The sequence below is a fragment of the Nocardia sp. NPDC006630 genome, from assembly GCF_040611495.1.
Lineage (GTDB): Bacteria > Actinomycetota > Actinomycetes > Mycobacteriales > Mycobacteriaceae > Nocardia.
In genome coordinates this window covers 238,929-253,071 of record NZ_JBEXOK010000006.1, presented here as the reverse complement: position 1 = coordinate 253,071, position 14,143 = coordinate 238,929, and the positions used below count along the sequence as shown (strand labels likewise).

The window sequence follows — 14,143 nt, the reverse complement described above, 5'->3', positions numbered from 1 at the left end:
CCATGATCATCGATCCGAGCGGGCGCGGCCCGACCATGCGGCAGTTGCTCATCGCCGGCGTTTCCGGGCTCATCGTCTTCGCGATCATCCTGGGTTTCCTGATGGCGCGATACAAGGGCTACTTCGTCGAGAAGGTCAATGTCACCGCGAATCTCACCACCACCGGTGACGGCTTGCCCTCCAATGCGGACGTGAAGTTCCGCGGCATCCTCGTCGGAGCGGTCAAGGATGTGTCCGTAGCCGACCAGGGTGCGGCGCAGGAGGTGCACATCGAGATGAAGCCGGAGTACACCTCCGGCATCCCCGCGAATGTGACCGCGCGCGTGGTGCCCTCGAACCTGTTCGCCGTCACCTCCGTCGAACTCGTCTACAACGGGGCCGATTCCGCGCATCTGAAGGAGGGTTCGCAGATCGCCGAGGACCGCTCCGAGGGCACCATCGCGCTGCAGGACACGCTCACCACGGTGCGCAATATCTTCACCAAGATCGATCCGGTGCAGTTCGGCCGGGTGCTGGGCACGCTCTCCTATGCGCTCGACGGCAGCGGCCGCGCGCCCGGCTCCACCATTGTGCGGGTCGACGACTGGCTGCAGGGTGTGCGCGGCGCGGTCCCCGATCTCGGTGCGACGCTGACTGATTTCTCCAATTCGTTCCACGCGCTCAACCAGTCCGCACCGGAACTGATGAGCGTGCTGGCCGATTCGGTGAAGACGGCGCAGACCATCTCCGATCGCCGCGCCGATCTGGTCGCGCTCATCACCGGGGCCAGCGGCACCGTGGACAAGGTCAATTCGCTGTTCGCCCGAAACCCCAACCTGGGCAAGGACGTCACCACGGGCACCAGCGCCCTGTTCGGTGCGCTCTCGGACGATCCGTCCTCCATTCCGCAGGCGATCGCGAACCTCAATACCTCCATCCACAAGCTGAACTCGACCTTCAACTGGGGTCCGCAGCGTCAGATGGCCTGGAATATGGGCATCACCTTCACGCCGTACAAGCCGTACACCCGTGACGACTGCCCGCGCTACGGCGACCTCGCCGGACCCAGCTGCGCCACCGCACCGCTGGTCTCCGATCCCGGCACCCTGCCGGAGGCGATGCGGCCCAAGGCCCTCGATTCGGCGGCCGGTCTGCCGAAACTGCCCGCGCCGCCGGGCTTCCCGACCATTCCGGGCCTGAACACCGCCGAATCACTGCTGCCGGATCCGAAGCCGGAGCAGCCGGGCAATCCGTTCGCGGGCACCCCGCTGCAGGGACTGTTCCCGAACCTGTTCCCCGCCGCGCCCGCCCCGGCCGTTCCCGCCGCCCCGGCTCCGGCCGCTCCTGCCGCGCTGTCCGTCCAGCCGGCGGCGGCGCCGCAGCAGGCCGCGCCGATCGCCTTCACCGGCGACGATGCGGTCACCGCGATACTGGGCCGTCGTCCGACAGCGGCCGAATACCTGCTGCTGAGCTCGATCCTGAGGGGTGGAACGTTGCAAGTTTCCGAAAGCGGGGCGGCTAAGTGAGCATTCGCAAGCCGCTGATCGGGTTCGGCATCTTCGCCATCGTGGCCGTCCTGGTGACCGCGGTCATCTGGAACACGCTGGCGCGCACCGTCAACGGACCCACCAATACCTACTCGGCCACCTTCACCGATGTGCTCGGCCTGCGGGCGGGCGATGACGTCCGCATGGCCGGCGTGCGCGTCGGCAAGGTGGAGAAGATCGAACTGGACAAGAAGAACCAGGCGCTGGTCACCTTCATCGTGCAGAACGATCAGACGCTGTACGGCGATACCAAGGCGCTGGTCCGCTACCAGAACCTGATCGGCCAGCGCTATGTCGCACTGGCCCCGGACACCAAGCCGGGCGGTACGCACACCCCGTTGAAGAACAAGGGTGCGATCCCGGTGGAGCGCACCGAGCCGTCCTTCGATATCTCCGCACTGCTCAACGGTTTCCAGCCGCTGTTCCAGGTGCTGCAACCGCAGCAGGTCAACGATCTCTCCAACACCTTCATCCAGGCGCTGCAGGGTGACGGAGTCTCGCTGAGCGGCTTCATCACTCAGGCCGCTGCGCTGGCCAGCGACTTCCAGCGGCGCGATGCCATCCTCTCCGATGTCATCACCAACCTGTCCGGCGTGATGTCGGGTCTGGCCAAGCGCGGTGATGAACTCGAGACCCTGGTGACCCAGACCCGCTCGCTGATCGGCGGGCTCTACGCACAGGGGCAGTCCCTGCAGACCTCCACCGTGCAGATCGCCGATGCGACAACCTCTCTGGTCTCCATGATGAGTCAGATCCAGCCGAAACTGCTGCTGGCGCAGTCCTCCACCACGGACGCGCTGACCCTGCTGCTCGCCAATGGCGCCAAGCTCGATCAGGCGGCGGTAGACCTGCCCGGCATCCTCAGCGATCTCGGCAAGTTCAGCCAGAACGGCGCCTACGGCAATGCCTACCTGTGCAGCCTGGATGTCTCGCTGTACGGAGTCCTCTTCCCGCGCGGTCTGTTCGACCAGATCGGCGGCAACTCTCACTCGGCGGTGTGCCGTCCATGACGAAACTCAAAGCTCGTTTCAGCGCCAACCGTAATTTCTGGCTCGGCCTGTTCGGCGCCGGTCTGATCATCGCGCTGCTGCTCGGTTCCACCGCGTACCGATCACTCGGCATCGGCGAGAACAGCATCAAGGCGGAATTCGTGCAGACCGCCGGCATCAAGACCGGTGACAAGGTGGCCATCTCCGGCGTTTCGGTCGGCACCGTCTCCGGCGCCGAGCTCGAGGGCGACCACGTACTGGTCACCCTCTCGGTCAAGGACTCGGTGAAGTTCGGTCCGGACGCGCACGCGACGATCAAGATGGCGACCCTGCTGGGCGCGCGCTTCGTCGATCTGGTGCCGGGCGACGGCTCCGGGCTCAAGGGCAATCGAATCCCCAAGTCCAATACCGCCGTTCCCTACAACCTGGCCGATGTGGTGCAGGAGGGCACACCGAAGTTCGAGGAACTCGACACCAAGAAGCTGGCGGATTCGCTGAATCTGATCAACCAGCAGATGGGTGACAGCCCGCAGCTCACGGTGCAGGCGCTCGATTCCGTCGGTGCGCTGGCCAAAACCCTGAACGATCGCAAGGATTCGGTCGACAAGCTGCTCAAGGACATGGACCGGGTCACCAAGATCCTCGGGGACAACAGCAACAGTGTGCTGCTGGTGATCACCCAGGGTCAGGCCATCGCCAATCGGGTGATGGAGCGCCAGGGCCTGCTGCGTACGCTGCTCGACAATGTCGCGACCCTGAGCCGGCAGCTGCAGCAGATCGGCGCGGACAACAACAATCAGTTCGGCCCGATGCTGGGGCAGCTGAACACCATGGCCGACGGTCTGCAGAAGAACAAGGACAACTTGGATCGACTGCTGTCGATCATGCCGGTGTCCGTGCGGACGTTCAACAATGTCCTGGGTAACGGCAACTACGGCGATGTCGCGCTGCCGTGGCTGTTCCCGGACAACTGGTTGTGCGGCGTACAGGTGAACGAGGGGTGCCATCAATGACAATCGCAGCCAGGATCACCAAGCTGGCCATGATCGGTGCGGCCGCGCTTGCTGTGGGTAGTTGCTCCCTCGTGCCGCTCGGGGTGAAGGATGCCGTCGGGCAGACCCAGCACTTCACCGCCGATTTCGAGAATATCGCGGGCATGTTCGAGGGAAACCCGATCACCGTGCTCGGTCTCGACGTCGGCAAGGTCGACAAGATCGTGCCGAAGGGTCAGTACGTCGAGGTGCATATGACCGTCGACGGGGGCGTGAAGATCCCGAAAAACGCGATCGCGGCGCTGATTTCGCCCTCCATCGTGACCGACCGGCATATCGAGCTCACGCCGCGCTACACCGGCGGTGACGTGCTGAAGGACGGTTCGCACCTGACCATCCAGCAGACCAAGACCCCGGTCGAGCTGGACACGATGATCAAGACCATCGACACCTTCGCCGCGGCGCTCAAGCCGACGCCGGGGCAGGACGGCATCGGCCCGCTGTCGGGCCGGGTGCTGTACCCGATGCTGAACGGCAACGGCGAGAAGATGCGCGACACCCTCAATGCGCTCTCCGGTGCGCTGAAGGTCGGCGTCGACAACAAGGACGCCGTCTCGACCATCATCATCAAGCTGAACGAGTTGACGACCATGCTGGCCGACAACGACCAGTCGGTGCGCGACTTCAGCAGCAATATCACCCAGATGACCGGTCTGCTGGCCGATCAGGCGCCCGGCCTGCAGGCCACGCTGGATCAGCTGAACAGCTTCCTGGCCAACACCAGTGGCGCGTTCTCGCAGTACTCCGATCAGCTCAACGGCACCCTGACCGGGCTCACCAATGTCACGAACCAGCTGCGCACCAATGCAACCGGTCTGGTCGAGGTCGTCGATGTCGCGCCCCTGCTCATGCAGAACCTGGATCGGGCGGTCAACCGGCAGGGACAATTCGTCCGGCTGCACGGGATCATCGGCACCGCGCTCTCCGGCGAGATCATCAGCACCTTCTGTGAGCGCATCCAGATGCGGTCGGATGGCTGCCGCACCGGGAAGATGGAAGATTTCGGACCTGACTTCGGTCTGACCGCGGCCATGTTGGGACTGACCAAATGAGTAGTCGATTCGTCCGAGATGTGGTGCTCGCCAGGCGCTCTCGCCGCGCATTGGTGGCGCTCGCTGTCACCGCCACGCTGGGCGCCTCCGGTTGCGGCCTGACCGTGGACAAACTGCCGCTGCCCAAGCCCGGCGTCGGCGGCGATACCTATACCGTCCATGCGGTTTTCGACAATGCGCTGAATCTGCCGGACCAGGCCAAGGTCAAGATCGGCGGTTCCGACGTCGGCGTCGTCACCAAGATCACGACCAAGGATTTCAAGGCCAATGTGGATCTGGCCATCCGCACCGATATCTCGCTGCCGGCCAACTCCACCGCCGAACTGCGCCAGGCGACTCCGCTGGGCGACGTCTTCGTGGCCGTGTCCAAGCCGAAGAGCGATACCGGCCAGGCGCTGCTGAAAGACGGTGGCACGCTGACCAATACCTCGGCCGGCGCCACCGTCGAGGATCTGCTGCTCTCGATCTCCATGCTGTTCAACGGCGGCGGTATCGCCAGCCTGTCCAAGCTCACCTCCGAACTGGACTCCATCGTCGGCGGCCACGGTCAGCAGCTCAGCTCGGTGCTCACCCAGATGACCAGCGTCATCACCAATCTCAATAACAACAGCAAGCGGGTGGACAATGTGCTCGCCGGCTTCGACGCGCTCGCGGACACACTGCAGGCGAACCACGATCAGCTCGGCCAGGTGGCGAATACGCTGCCGAGCATGATCGGCGCGATCGCGGAGAACAACCAGGCCATCGGCGATCTGCTCACCAAGGTCTCGACAACCAGTGCCGCCCTGGGCGATTACGCGAACACCACCTCCGATCAGCTGGCCGGTCTCCTCGACAATGTGCACAAGCTCATGAACGCGCTCTCGCAGACCTCGCAGGATCTCGGACCCATGCTCGACGGGTTGCACGAGATCCGGCCTGCGGCCGATGCGTCCTTCAAGGGCAATTCGCTCGCGGTCTCCGCGACCGCCACCATGCTCGACATCGGCCTGCTCACCGATCCGGCCAACAGCAAATTCCCTGATCTGCGCGACCTCAACGACTTCGGCGGCAGCCTGGTCCAGGTGCTGCAGATCATTTACGGACGGATCAACGGGGTGCACAAGTGAACTGGGTGAAGCAGCACCGGAATCTGGTGTCCAACGGTGCGCTCGTGCTCATCCTGCTGGTCGGCGCCGCCTACCTGGCGGTGAGTGTCATGCGGGTGAATCCGCTGCGCGAAACGTACCGGGTGACAGTGAATCTCGACCGCTCCGGCGGTCTGCAGGCCGGCAATGACGTGACCCTGCGCGGCTATCGCATCGGCAAGGTCACCGGCATCAAGCTGATCGACAGCGGTTCGGCCATCGCCGCCACCGCCGAGATCGACACCAAGTACAAGATTCCCGCCGACACCGTGGTATCGGTGGGTTCGCTCTCCGGCGCGGGTGAGCAGTACATGGACTTCCGGCCCGAGTCCGATCAGGCCCCGTATCTCGGCAATGGCGCGACCGTGAAGTTCGACCCGGACAAGGTGAAGACGCCGACACCGGTGTGGTCGGTGCTGGACAATTCCAGTGCCCTGATCGCTCAGGTCGATCCGGACAAATTCAGCACCATCCTGACCGAATTGGATACCGCGCTGTCCGGCGGTCCCGATCAATTGCGCTCGCTCATCGACGGGATCAGCACGGCCACCACCGGTCTGGACAATCTGCTGCCGCAGACCGTCAACCTGATCAAGAATCTGCAGACCATCACCTCGACCACGTCGATGGCGCAGCCGGATCTGGCTACGCTGACGCGCAATTCGGGTGTGCTGTTCCAGCAGTTCAACGATGCGAACGGCGAACTGCAGAAGCTCCTGGAGCAGTCGCCCGCGCAGTTCCAAGCTCTCGGTGCGGTGCTCGACAAGACCGCCGACCCGATGTCGAGCCTGCTCAATAATTTCGCGGCCGTCACCAAGGCCGCGCAATTGCGACTTCCGGCGCTGCGCGCGCTGTTCCCGTCGCTGGTGATCGGCACCTCGGCCATGGGCGTGCCGGCGCACGACAATGAGTTCTATACGGTTGTCGATATCTGGCCACGACCTTTCTGCGACTACAGCACCCCGAAGATCCGCACGGAAGTGGCCACCGACAACACTCTGTCCCGGTGGGGCAGCTACTGCACCGACCCGAATTTCGATCAGCAGGTTCGTGGTTCGGGCAACGCACCGCGACCGGATGTGCCGAACAACGGCGCACTGCCGCCCGCTGGCGCTGACCCGAATGAACGCACACTGCCGCCCGTCAAGTGACGAGCAGGGTACACAAACTCCACCGCTGGTGCGGTGAGACAAATCCGGCCTGGCGGCGCTGCCGCCGGGTTCGGCATACTCGCTGAACTGAACCTATTTGGCGCGTCCGCAGCGCGCCGGGAAAGTGTGGGGATCGATCCAATGTCGGATGACGCCGCCCAGGACAAGAAGAATGATGACGATGCCGCCGAGGCCGTCGCCGTGACACCGGGGGGCGATGCCGACACGGGAAAGGTTGATGCCGAGAAGACGGCAGCTGCCCCTGAGGCAGAGCAGGCCGAGACCACGGACCTGACCAAGAAGGCCGAGCCAGAAGAGGCTGCCGAGCCCGCAAAGGTCGAGGACGCGGCTCCCGCCGCCGAGGTTCCGGTCGCTGCGGCCACACCCGCAGAGGAATCGGCCAAGGTCGAGGCCGACGCGAAGACCGAGAAGCCCGAACGCTCCGGCATTCCCGGCGGCAGCCTGGCGGTACCGGTCCTCGCACTGATCGCCGCGGGCGTCGTGCTCATCGCGGCCGTCGCCGCCGGCGTGGTGTTCTGGCTCAAGGCCGACGACCGCAAGACCGAAATGTCCGAGCGTGATTCGGCCACCGCCACCGCGTGTGACTTCGGCACCACGGTCACCAATTACGACGCGGCGCACCTGGACGACTACTTCACGAACGTGAAGAACCTCTCCACCGGCGACTTCGCCAAGATGTTCAACTCCACCACCGACGGTCTCCGGGACGCCATGGTCAGCGTCAAGGTCAAGTCCACCCTGAGCGAGATTCACTGTGGCTGGGTCTCCGGTGACAGCGATAAGGCGAAGGTCATGGTGGTGCTTACGCAGAACCGCACCAGCCAGCTTGCCGCACAGCCCGATTCCCTCACCATCGGCGCGATCGCCGAGATGGAGAAGGACGGCGGCAAGTGGAAGGTAGCCAACTTCGACAACCTGCCCTCCCAGGGCAACAATGCCCAGAACCCGCTGGTCCCCGGCGGCGCCCCCTCCGGTAGCGGGCAGCCCACCGCCCCGGCCCCCTCGGGCGCCCCGGCCCCCGCGCCGACAACCCCGGCAGCTCCCAAGTAGCCCGAGCCGAATGGTCCGAGCCGAAAAGAACCGCCCCAGGTGATCTCTCACCTGGGGCGGTTCTCTTCGACAGGGCCCCCTTGCTCGCTAGAACAGGGTGAGTGCGTCGGGCGCCGGAGTTTTCGACGCGGCGACCCGCCGGCGCGGCGTGGCGGGCGCGGGGCGCGGCGCACCACTTGCCGCGACTTCGGGAGCAGCCGAAACCGTTTCGACAGGGCTGATCACCGGAATGGGTTCGGTGGTCGGTTCAATCGGAATGGGTTCGGTGACGGGCTCACTGGGGAGGGGCGCGGGTGCCGTCACCACGGGGTCGGTGCCTATCCCGGAGGCGGCGACCTCACGGGCTGCCTGACCGCAGAGCTGATCGGCCTGCTCATTGAAGTAATTGCCGACATGACCGCGTACCCAGCGGAAACGCACGGGTCCGGGCCGCGTGGAGATGGCACTGTCGATCTGCTGGATCAACTCGAGGTTCTTCACCGGACCACCGGTGGAGGTCTTCCACCCATTGCGGCGCCAGCTGTTGATCCATTCGGAGGCGCACTTGATCGCATAGAGCGAGTCGCTCTCGATGAGCAGTGGTTCGGAGCTGCTGTGCGCGCGTATGGCCTCCAATAGGGCGCGTAGCTCCGCGATCTGATTGGTGCCCGAAGGCGCACCGCCGCTGGCCGATCCGCCTGCGTGATTGACCCACGCCCAGCCGATGGCCCCGCCCGGGTTACGCAGGCACGATCCGTCGGTGCTCACGATGATCATGCTCGCAACCCTACGCAATCCGGCCGACAAGATCCGTTCCGTGGAATTCCTCTATCTCCCTTCGCAATTGCGATTCGGTGCGTCGCACGGCTGATTGTACGGCGGCAGCCAGCATTCGGGAGAGCAGGCGGCCGGTGAGCCCACGTGGGGTCCAGTACTCGATTTCCGAGGTCAGCACCGCCCGGCCGTAGCCGAGCGGGTCGAATCGCAGGGTGATGACGCACAGGGGTGAACAGCAGGCGCCGGTGTCCTGCACACCGCCGCCGTTCTCGATCGTTCCATCACCCTGCGCGGGCGCTGACTTCCCCGTCCTGCGTCTGCGCAGCGTGTACTCGATAACCGCGTTGCGGCGGTAGCCGGTGATCTCACACTCGACCGTGGGATGCCAGAGACCTGCCCGCAGCGTGGCTGCGAAGACCGTGCCCGCGCCGTGATCGCTGTCTCCGAGTGGTTCGAAGGCGGCGACGGCGAAGGCCCAGTCCGGCACGAACTGATGGTTGTCCGTGTACGTGAACGCGACCTCCACCGGTGCCCCGACGTCGCTCGCGTATTTCATGTGGCCCATAGGCTGCTCCCTGTCCCACGGCTGCCAACAAAAGTACTACAGCAGTCCTATTTAATGAACGGATACCCGGATATGTAGTCCGGGTAACCGTCATCCACAACCGGATTGCGGTAATTCACAGAATGGTCAAGCGTCCAATTGTGCGGCGATATGCGCGGCAATCGGCAGGGCCGACGTCGCCGCCGGAGAGGGAGCATTGAGTACATGCACGGAGCGCGCAGTTCGTTCGAGGAGAAAATCGTGCACGAGCGTCCCGTCCCGCCGCACCGCCTGCGCCCGGATGCCCGCCTCCCGCGGCAGTAGATCCTGCCGCGTCAACTCCGGGCAGTAGCGCCGGCACTCGGCCAGATAACCGCGCTTGAACACCGAATTGCGCATCTCGCGCAGTCCGGTGCGGACATTGGCCGCCGCCACCCGATGGAATCCGCGGTATCCGAGAATCTCCCGCGCATCCCGCAGATCCACACTGCCCTTGCGATAGCCCTCGCGCGCCAGCCCCAGCACGGCATTCGGCCCGACGGTGAGTCCGCCATCGATGGTCGGGCTCAAATGCACGCCCAGGAACGGCAATTCGGGATCCGGGATCGGGTAGATGAGGGTGTGCACCAGATCGCTGCGGTCCGGCGGCAACTGGTAGTACTCGCCCCGGAACGGCACGATGCGCAGATCGGTGTCCACCCCGGCCAGTCGCGCCAGGCGATCGGCCTGCAGCCCGCCGCACACCACCAGCCGCGCCGCGCGCCAACTACCCGAGGGTCCGGAAACCGTTACCGCGTCGGCGGTTTCGTCGATGGCGGTGATCTCGGCGCCCAGCACGATCTCGCCGCCGGCCGCGCGCACCTCGTCCGCCAGCGCCTCGGTGACGCGCTGGTAGTCGATGATTCCGGTGCTCGGCACGTACAGCGCGCCGACCCCGGTCACCCGCGGTTCCCGGCGCACCAGTTCGGCGGTGCCGAGCAGCTCCACCTCGACGCCATTGGTCACCGACCGCTCGTAGAGCGCCAGCATGCGGGCGTGTTCGGCGGAATCGGTGGCCACCAGCAGTTTTCCGCACACTCGGAACGGAATGTCGTGCGCGGCCGCGAATTCCTTGGTCTGCTGTGCACCGGCCCGGCACAGTCGCGCCTTCAGGCTGCCGGGTTCGTAGTAGATCCCCGAGTGGATGACTCCGCTGTTGTGGCCGGTCTGGTGGACGCCGAGCGCGTCCGCCTTCTCGACCAGCAGCAGGCTGGCGCCCGGATGCCGGTCGAGCAGGCGATACGCGGTGGCCACCCCGACGATTCCGCCGCCGATCACGCAATAGTCGTACACAGCGGAAAGTCTCACACAGTGGAGGTGCGCGAGCCTCCGTCGGAGGTGAGCGTGCCGGTGCGGGCGCTGGTCTGGCCGCCGGTGGTCTGGCCGACCGTCGTGGACGGGTCGGTCGCGGCCGGTGGGGTGAGCTCGGCGGGCGCCGTCTCCGAGTCGGCCGGTGCGGGCGCGGTATGCGGTGCGAACTGCACGCCGTAGCGCCCGAGCGCCGGATCGGAGAAGGTCACGGTGACCTCACCGCGCCGGGTGTCCACATCGGTGCGCAGCTGGGTATTGGCGGACGGATCCGAGCCGATGCCGAGCTGCTGACCCAGCGGACTGTGCAGCACCAGATCGGCGACGGTCGCGAAGACATTGGTGTCCAGCGTGACCGATATCGAATTGAGCTGCGCCGGAACGATTGCCGCGCCCACGTAGGCATTGCCGAGCCGAATCTGCCCGGCCAGCGCGCTGGGTCGCTGCCCGGCGGCCGGCGCGCCGGCGGAATTGCCCGGGTTGGCAGCCGGAATCGGCTCCAGCCCAGTAGCTTCCGGCTTGTGCGAGGTGAAAAATGAAGCGAGACCGATGGTATCGGCGCTCGGCGTGACAGGTCCGGGCAGCGGGTCTCCGGCACCGGTGAGTGGTGGCGAGAACTGCCCGTGTGCGAGGCTGGGTGTGGCGGTCATGGTGCCGGACTTCTGCGTTCCGGCCATTTCATTGGCGACATAGGATCCGGCGGCGACGGTCAGGCCGATGCTGGCCATGCCCGCGGTGACGATGGCGCTGAAGCGGAGCACCTGTGCTGCGCGCCGCGACGTCCGGGCGGCCTGCGTCGCGAGTTGATGCGACATGACTGGTGCGTTCCTTTCCCTCTCCCCTGGTCCCCCTGCGTCTTTCGACGCCCACGACCCGCACCATTGAAAGTCGTACGCCCGTCCAGGTTACGGCGGCACGCGGCAGGACCCCTCGCCCTCGAGACCAGGATCACAGGGACTGTACCGCCAGGCGGGACTCAGGAGTCCGAAATGAGAAAGTCGAATGCCGGCGCACAAGCATGTTTCCGGCATCTAAAGGCTGGGTAATTAGCGGATAGCGGCGAGCGCCAACTCGACTGCCATCGAGGAACCTCCGGCCAATGTCGTCCGGTCGGCACCAGGCACGGCGCACCTACGGTGGCGCTCGCTCGCTCCAAGCCCAGACGGCAGGTCAGTCGAACTGACCTGCCGTCCGGCCTGTTCCGGGCGGCCCGGCGAAAGCCTGTGCCAGGCCCAGCCATTCGAGCGCGTCCGCGCCTTCCACCTGCAGCGCGAGATCGTCCAGGTGGCGGCGCTGGGTGACGGCGAGGCAGAAGTCCAAGGCGGGTCCGGTGATTCGCTGCGGCGCGTCCTGCGGCCCCCAGGCCCACGTGCTGCCGTCGGGTGCGGTCAATTCCACGCGGAACTCCTGCTCGGGCGCGCTGCGGCCGTGCGTGATGTACGCGAAGTTCCGGGTCCGGACACCCAGGTGGGCAATGTTCCGCAACCGAGCGGTCGGTACTCGGGTGACACCGAGCGTGTCCGCCACATCCTGGCCGTGCGCCCACGTCTCCATCAGCCGCGCGGTCACCATGGAGGCCGCGCTCATGGGCGGGCCGAACCACGGGAGCTTGGCGCCGGCCGGCACCGTGCGCAGTGCCCGCACCAGCGTGTCGCGATCGTGCCGCCAGGCGGCGAGCAGTTCGGGCGCGGGGGTCTTCGCCTCTTCCTCGGCGGCCTCGTCCACGAAGGTCAGGGCCTTCGGCAGGGCGGCCTGCACGAGTGCGTCGAAGGCCACGGCATCGGTGGCGGCAATGGCGGCCACACGGTCGGTCCAGGTGAGGTGGCCGATCTGATGTGCGATGGTCCAGCCGGCCGCGGGGGTGTCCCGCTGCCAGTCGGCGGGATCCAGATCGGCGACGAGCCGATCCAGATCACCGCATTCGGCGGTGAGGTCGGCGAGCAGCGCTTCCAGGTCGGCCATCGCAAGTCCTTGTCGCAGAGTGGAACAGGCATGCACGCCGATGGCGGATGCCGTCGCCGGTCAGCATCGCAGCGCGGTGGAAAAAATGCAAGCGTGCGTGCTTGTATTTGCCGAGGCGCTCCTACCAGCCGAAAATCACCAGGTGCACCGCGCCGACACCCAGGCCCAGCAGGGCGCCGTGCAGGTAGAGCAGCCAGGCGTCCTGTTCCACCGAGGCGTAGAACATCTCCATGAACTCGCCGGGTGTGAGTTGTTTGAGCTTGCGGGCGGCGAATTCGTCGATCTTCTTGGCCTGGGTGGCCGCGAATTCCTCGTCCTCGACCAGGGTCGGGGCGAGTCCCGCCGCCGCGTCCGCCGCGCCGATGGTCAGATTGTCGAATTGCCGTGCGCCGAAGACGGTTCGGACGAAGGTGTGGGTGGGACCGAGCTGGCGGTGGATCTCGGCGGAGATGAGCCGCTCCAGCAGCTGCCGGGTCTTGTCGCCATTGGTGCCGTCAAGCAGCTCCTTGGCCAGGTTCGGCAGCGTGAGCACCTGGTAGGCGAGCAGATGTGCGAGATCGGCCGCGGCCTCCGGCTGCCGCTTGGCCAGCAGCGCCTGCTTCCACAGGTACTTGTAGCGCGGCTGCGGATCGCCGGGCTCGAACACCATTTTGACGGCGATGACGTTCACGGTCACGCCGATGGCGGCCGCGGCGGTCAAGATGACCGCCCAGTTCGGAATCCACCCGATCACCGGAATGCTCTGGTGCACATGCATATACAGCGCCAGCAGCAGACCGAACGGCGCGCCGAGCAGGCCGATGCGCACCATGAACTTGAGCTCGGGCGCGGCGATGGTGGTGGTGAGGTCCTTCAGAATGTGCGGGTTCTCCCGCAGATACCCGATGACGAAGCCCTTGATATCGATGAGCTGATCGACATTGTCGCCGAGCTCCTCGAAGGCGCGCCGGGCCAGCGTCGGCAGTTCGCGCTCCACCCGCTGGTAGAGCACATTGCGGACCGCCCCGGGCACCGCGCCCCACAGATCCGGGTTCTCCCTTTTCATGATCTCGTTGACCATGGCCGGCACCTGTTTGCGTCCGACATCCGCGATGTAGTCGGAAATACCGTCCAGATCGAGTTCGTGGATGAAGTCCTTGGGACTGCCGATTCGCATAATGGCGACATCGACACAAATGCTCGCCATCTTTTCGGCGCGCGCGGGAATGAAGCCTTGGAAGCCGAGCTGTTTTCCATCGCCGGAGAAGGTGGGCAGCACCTGGACGCGGCGCGGCAGATACGGGTAGAGGATGTCCAGGCCCGGGACGCGGAATCCGCGAAAGTACAGCGGCCAGAACAACATCAGGACGCCGGTCCAGTTGGTCAGCCAACCGGCGATGGCGCTGAAGATCGGGAAACTCACCAGATCGACGACGAGTTTCGGCTGGCCGATCAGCTGCTCCCAGTCGATGAAAGCACCCGAGGCCAATGTCGTCATTGTGGCGTCCCCCTGTGGCCGAGCAGATTGTGAGATAACGGACAACCAACACTCTCATCGGCGAAGGGTGCTGTCAAAAGGTCGATGGC

The 14,143-nt window shown here is 65.4% G+C and carries 13 protein-coding genes; 7 read left to right on the top strand and 6 right to left on the bottom strand.

From position 1 onward, the window contains the following. The first annotated feature begins 2 nt into the window (after window positions 1-2). The 7 genes from ABZX86_RS19425 to ABZX86_RS19395 all read left to right on the top strand — a co-directional run bounded on the left by ABZX86_RS19425 (window position 3) and on the right by ABZX86_RS19395 (window position 7,968). On the top strand, window positions 3-1,505 hold the full coding sequence (locus ABZX86_RS19425; protein ID WP_355125256.1) for an MCE family protein: 1,503 nt from the start codon (window positions 3-5) through the stop codon (window positions 1,503-1,505). Beyond that, window positions 1,502-2,536 carry an MCE family protein gene (locus tag ABZX86_RS19420; RefSeq protein WP_355125254.1) on the top strand — a complete coding sequence of 345 codons (1,035 nt, stop codon included), beginning with the start codon at window positions 1,502-1,504 and terminating at the stop codon, window positions 2,534-2,536. The genes ABZX86_RS19425 and ABZX86_RS19420 overlap by 4 nt, the downstream gene beginning before the upstream one ends. Continuing rightward, entirely contained in the window at window positions 2,533-3,528 is a 996-nt protein-coding gene (locus tag ABZX86_RS19415; protein ID WP_355125252.1) for an MCE family protein, read from the top strand. Before ABZX86_RS19420 ends, ABZX86_RS19415 begins: the two co-directional genes overlap by 4 nt. Beyond that, window positions 3,525-4,619: an MlaD family protein gene (locus ABZX86_RS19410; protein ID WP_355125250.1), complete on the top strand. Its 1,095-nt coding sequence runs from the start codon at window positions 3,525-3,527 to the stop codon at window positions 4,617-4,619. The genes ABZX86_RS19415 and ABZX86_RS19410 overlap by 4 nt, the downstream gene beginning before the upstream one ends. Next, on the top strand, window positions 4,616-5,728 hold the full coding sequence (locus ABZX86_RS19405; protein WP_355125248.1) for an MCE family protein: 1,113 nt from the start codon (window positions 4,616-4,618) through the stop codon (window positions 5,726-5,728). Before ABZX86_RS19410 ends, ABZX86_RS19405 begins: the two co-directional genes overlap by 4 nt. After that, window positions 5,725-6,897, top strand: coding sequence for an MlaD family protein (locus tag ABZX86_RS19400; protein ID WP_355125247.1), 1,173 nt, complete (start codon window positions 5,725-5,727; stop codon window positions 6,895-6,897). Before ABZX86_RS19405 ends, ABZX86_RS19400 begins: the two co-directional genes overlap by 4 nt. A gap of 141 nt (window positions 6,898-7,038) precedes the next feature. Beyond that, complete coding sequence (locus ABZX86_RS19395; protein WP_355125245.1) at window positions 7,039-7,968, top strand: hypothetical protein; 930 nt, start codon at window positions 7,039-7,041, stop codon at window positions 7,966-7,968. 87 nt (window positions 7,969-8,055) lie between these two features. Here ABZX86_RS19395 and ABZX86_RS19390 read toward each other — a convergent pair whose 3' ends face one another. The 6 genes from ABZX86_RS19390 to ABZX86_RS19365 all read right to left on the bottom strand — a co-directional run bounded on the left by ABZX86_RS19390 (window position 8,056) and on the right by ABZX86_RS19365 (window position 14,054). Next, on the bottom strand, window positions 8,056-8,724 hold the full coding sequence (locus ABZX86_RS19390) for an RNase H family protein (protein WP_355125243.1): 669 nt from the start codon (window positions 8,722-8,724) through the stop codon (window positions 8,056-8,058). 10 nt (window positions 8,725-8,734) lie between these two features. Further along, entirely contained in the window at window positions 8,735-9,289 is a 555-nt protein-coding gene (locus ABZX86_RS19385; RefSeq protein ID WP_355125241.1) for an SRPBCC family protein, read from the bottom strand. Between the two features lie 126 nt (window positions 9,290-9,415). Beyond that, window positions 9,416-10,600, bottom strand: a complete 1,185-nt coding sequence (lhgO, locus tag ABZX86_RS19380) for an L-2-hydroxyglutarate oxidase (RefSeq protein WP_355125239.1) — start codon at window positions 10,598-10,600, stop codon at window positions 9,416-9,418. A gap of 11 nt (window positions 10,601-10,611) precedes the next feature. Continuing rightward, complete coding sequence (locus ABZX86_RS19375) at window positions 10,612-11,430, bottom strand: hypothetical protein (protein ID WP_355125237.1); 819 nt, start codon at window positions 11,428-11,430, stop codon at window positions 10,612-10,614. A 355-nt stretch (window positions 11,431-11,785) separates the two neighbouring features. After that, window positions 11,786-12,577: a TIGR03084 family metal-binding protein gene (locus ABZX86_RS19370; protein ID WP_355125235.1), complete on the bottom strand. Its 792-nt coding sequence runs from the start codon at window positions 12,575-12,577 to the stop codon at window positions 11,786-11,788. Window positions 12,578-12,698: 121 nt separating this feature from the next. Next, on the bottom strand, window positions 12,699-14,054 hold the full coding sequence (locus tag ABZX86_RS19365; RefSeq protein WP_355125233.1) for a hypothetical protein: 1,356 nt from the start codon (window positions 14,052-14,054) through the stop codon (window positions 12,699-12,701). Between the last annotated feature and the right edge of the window lie 89 nt (window positions 14,055-14,143).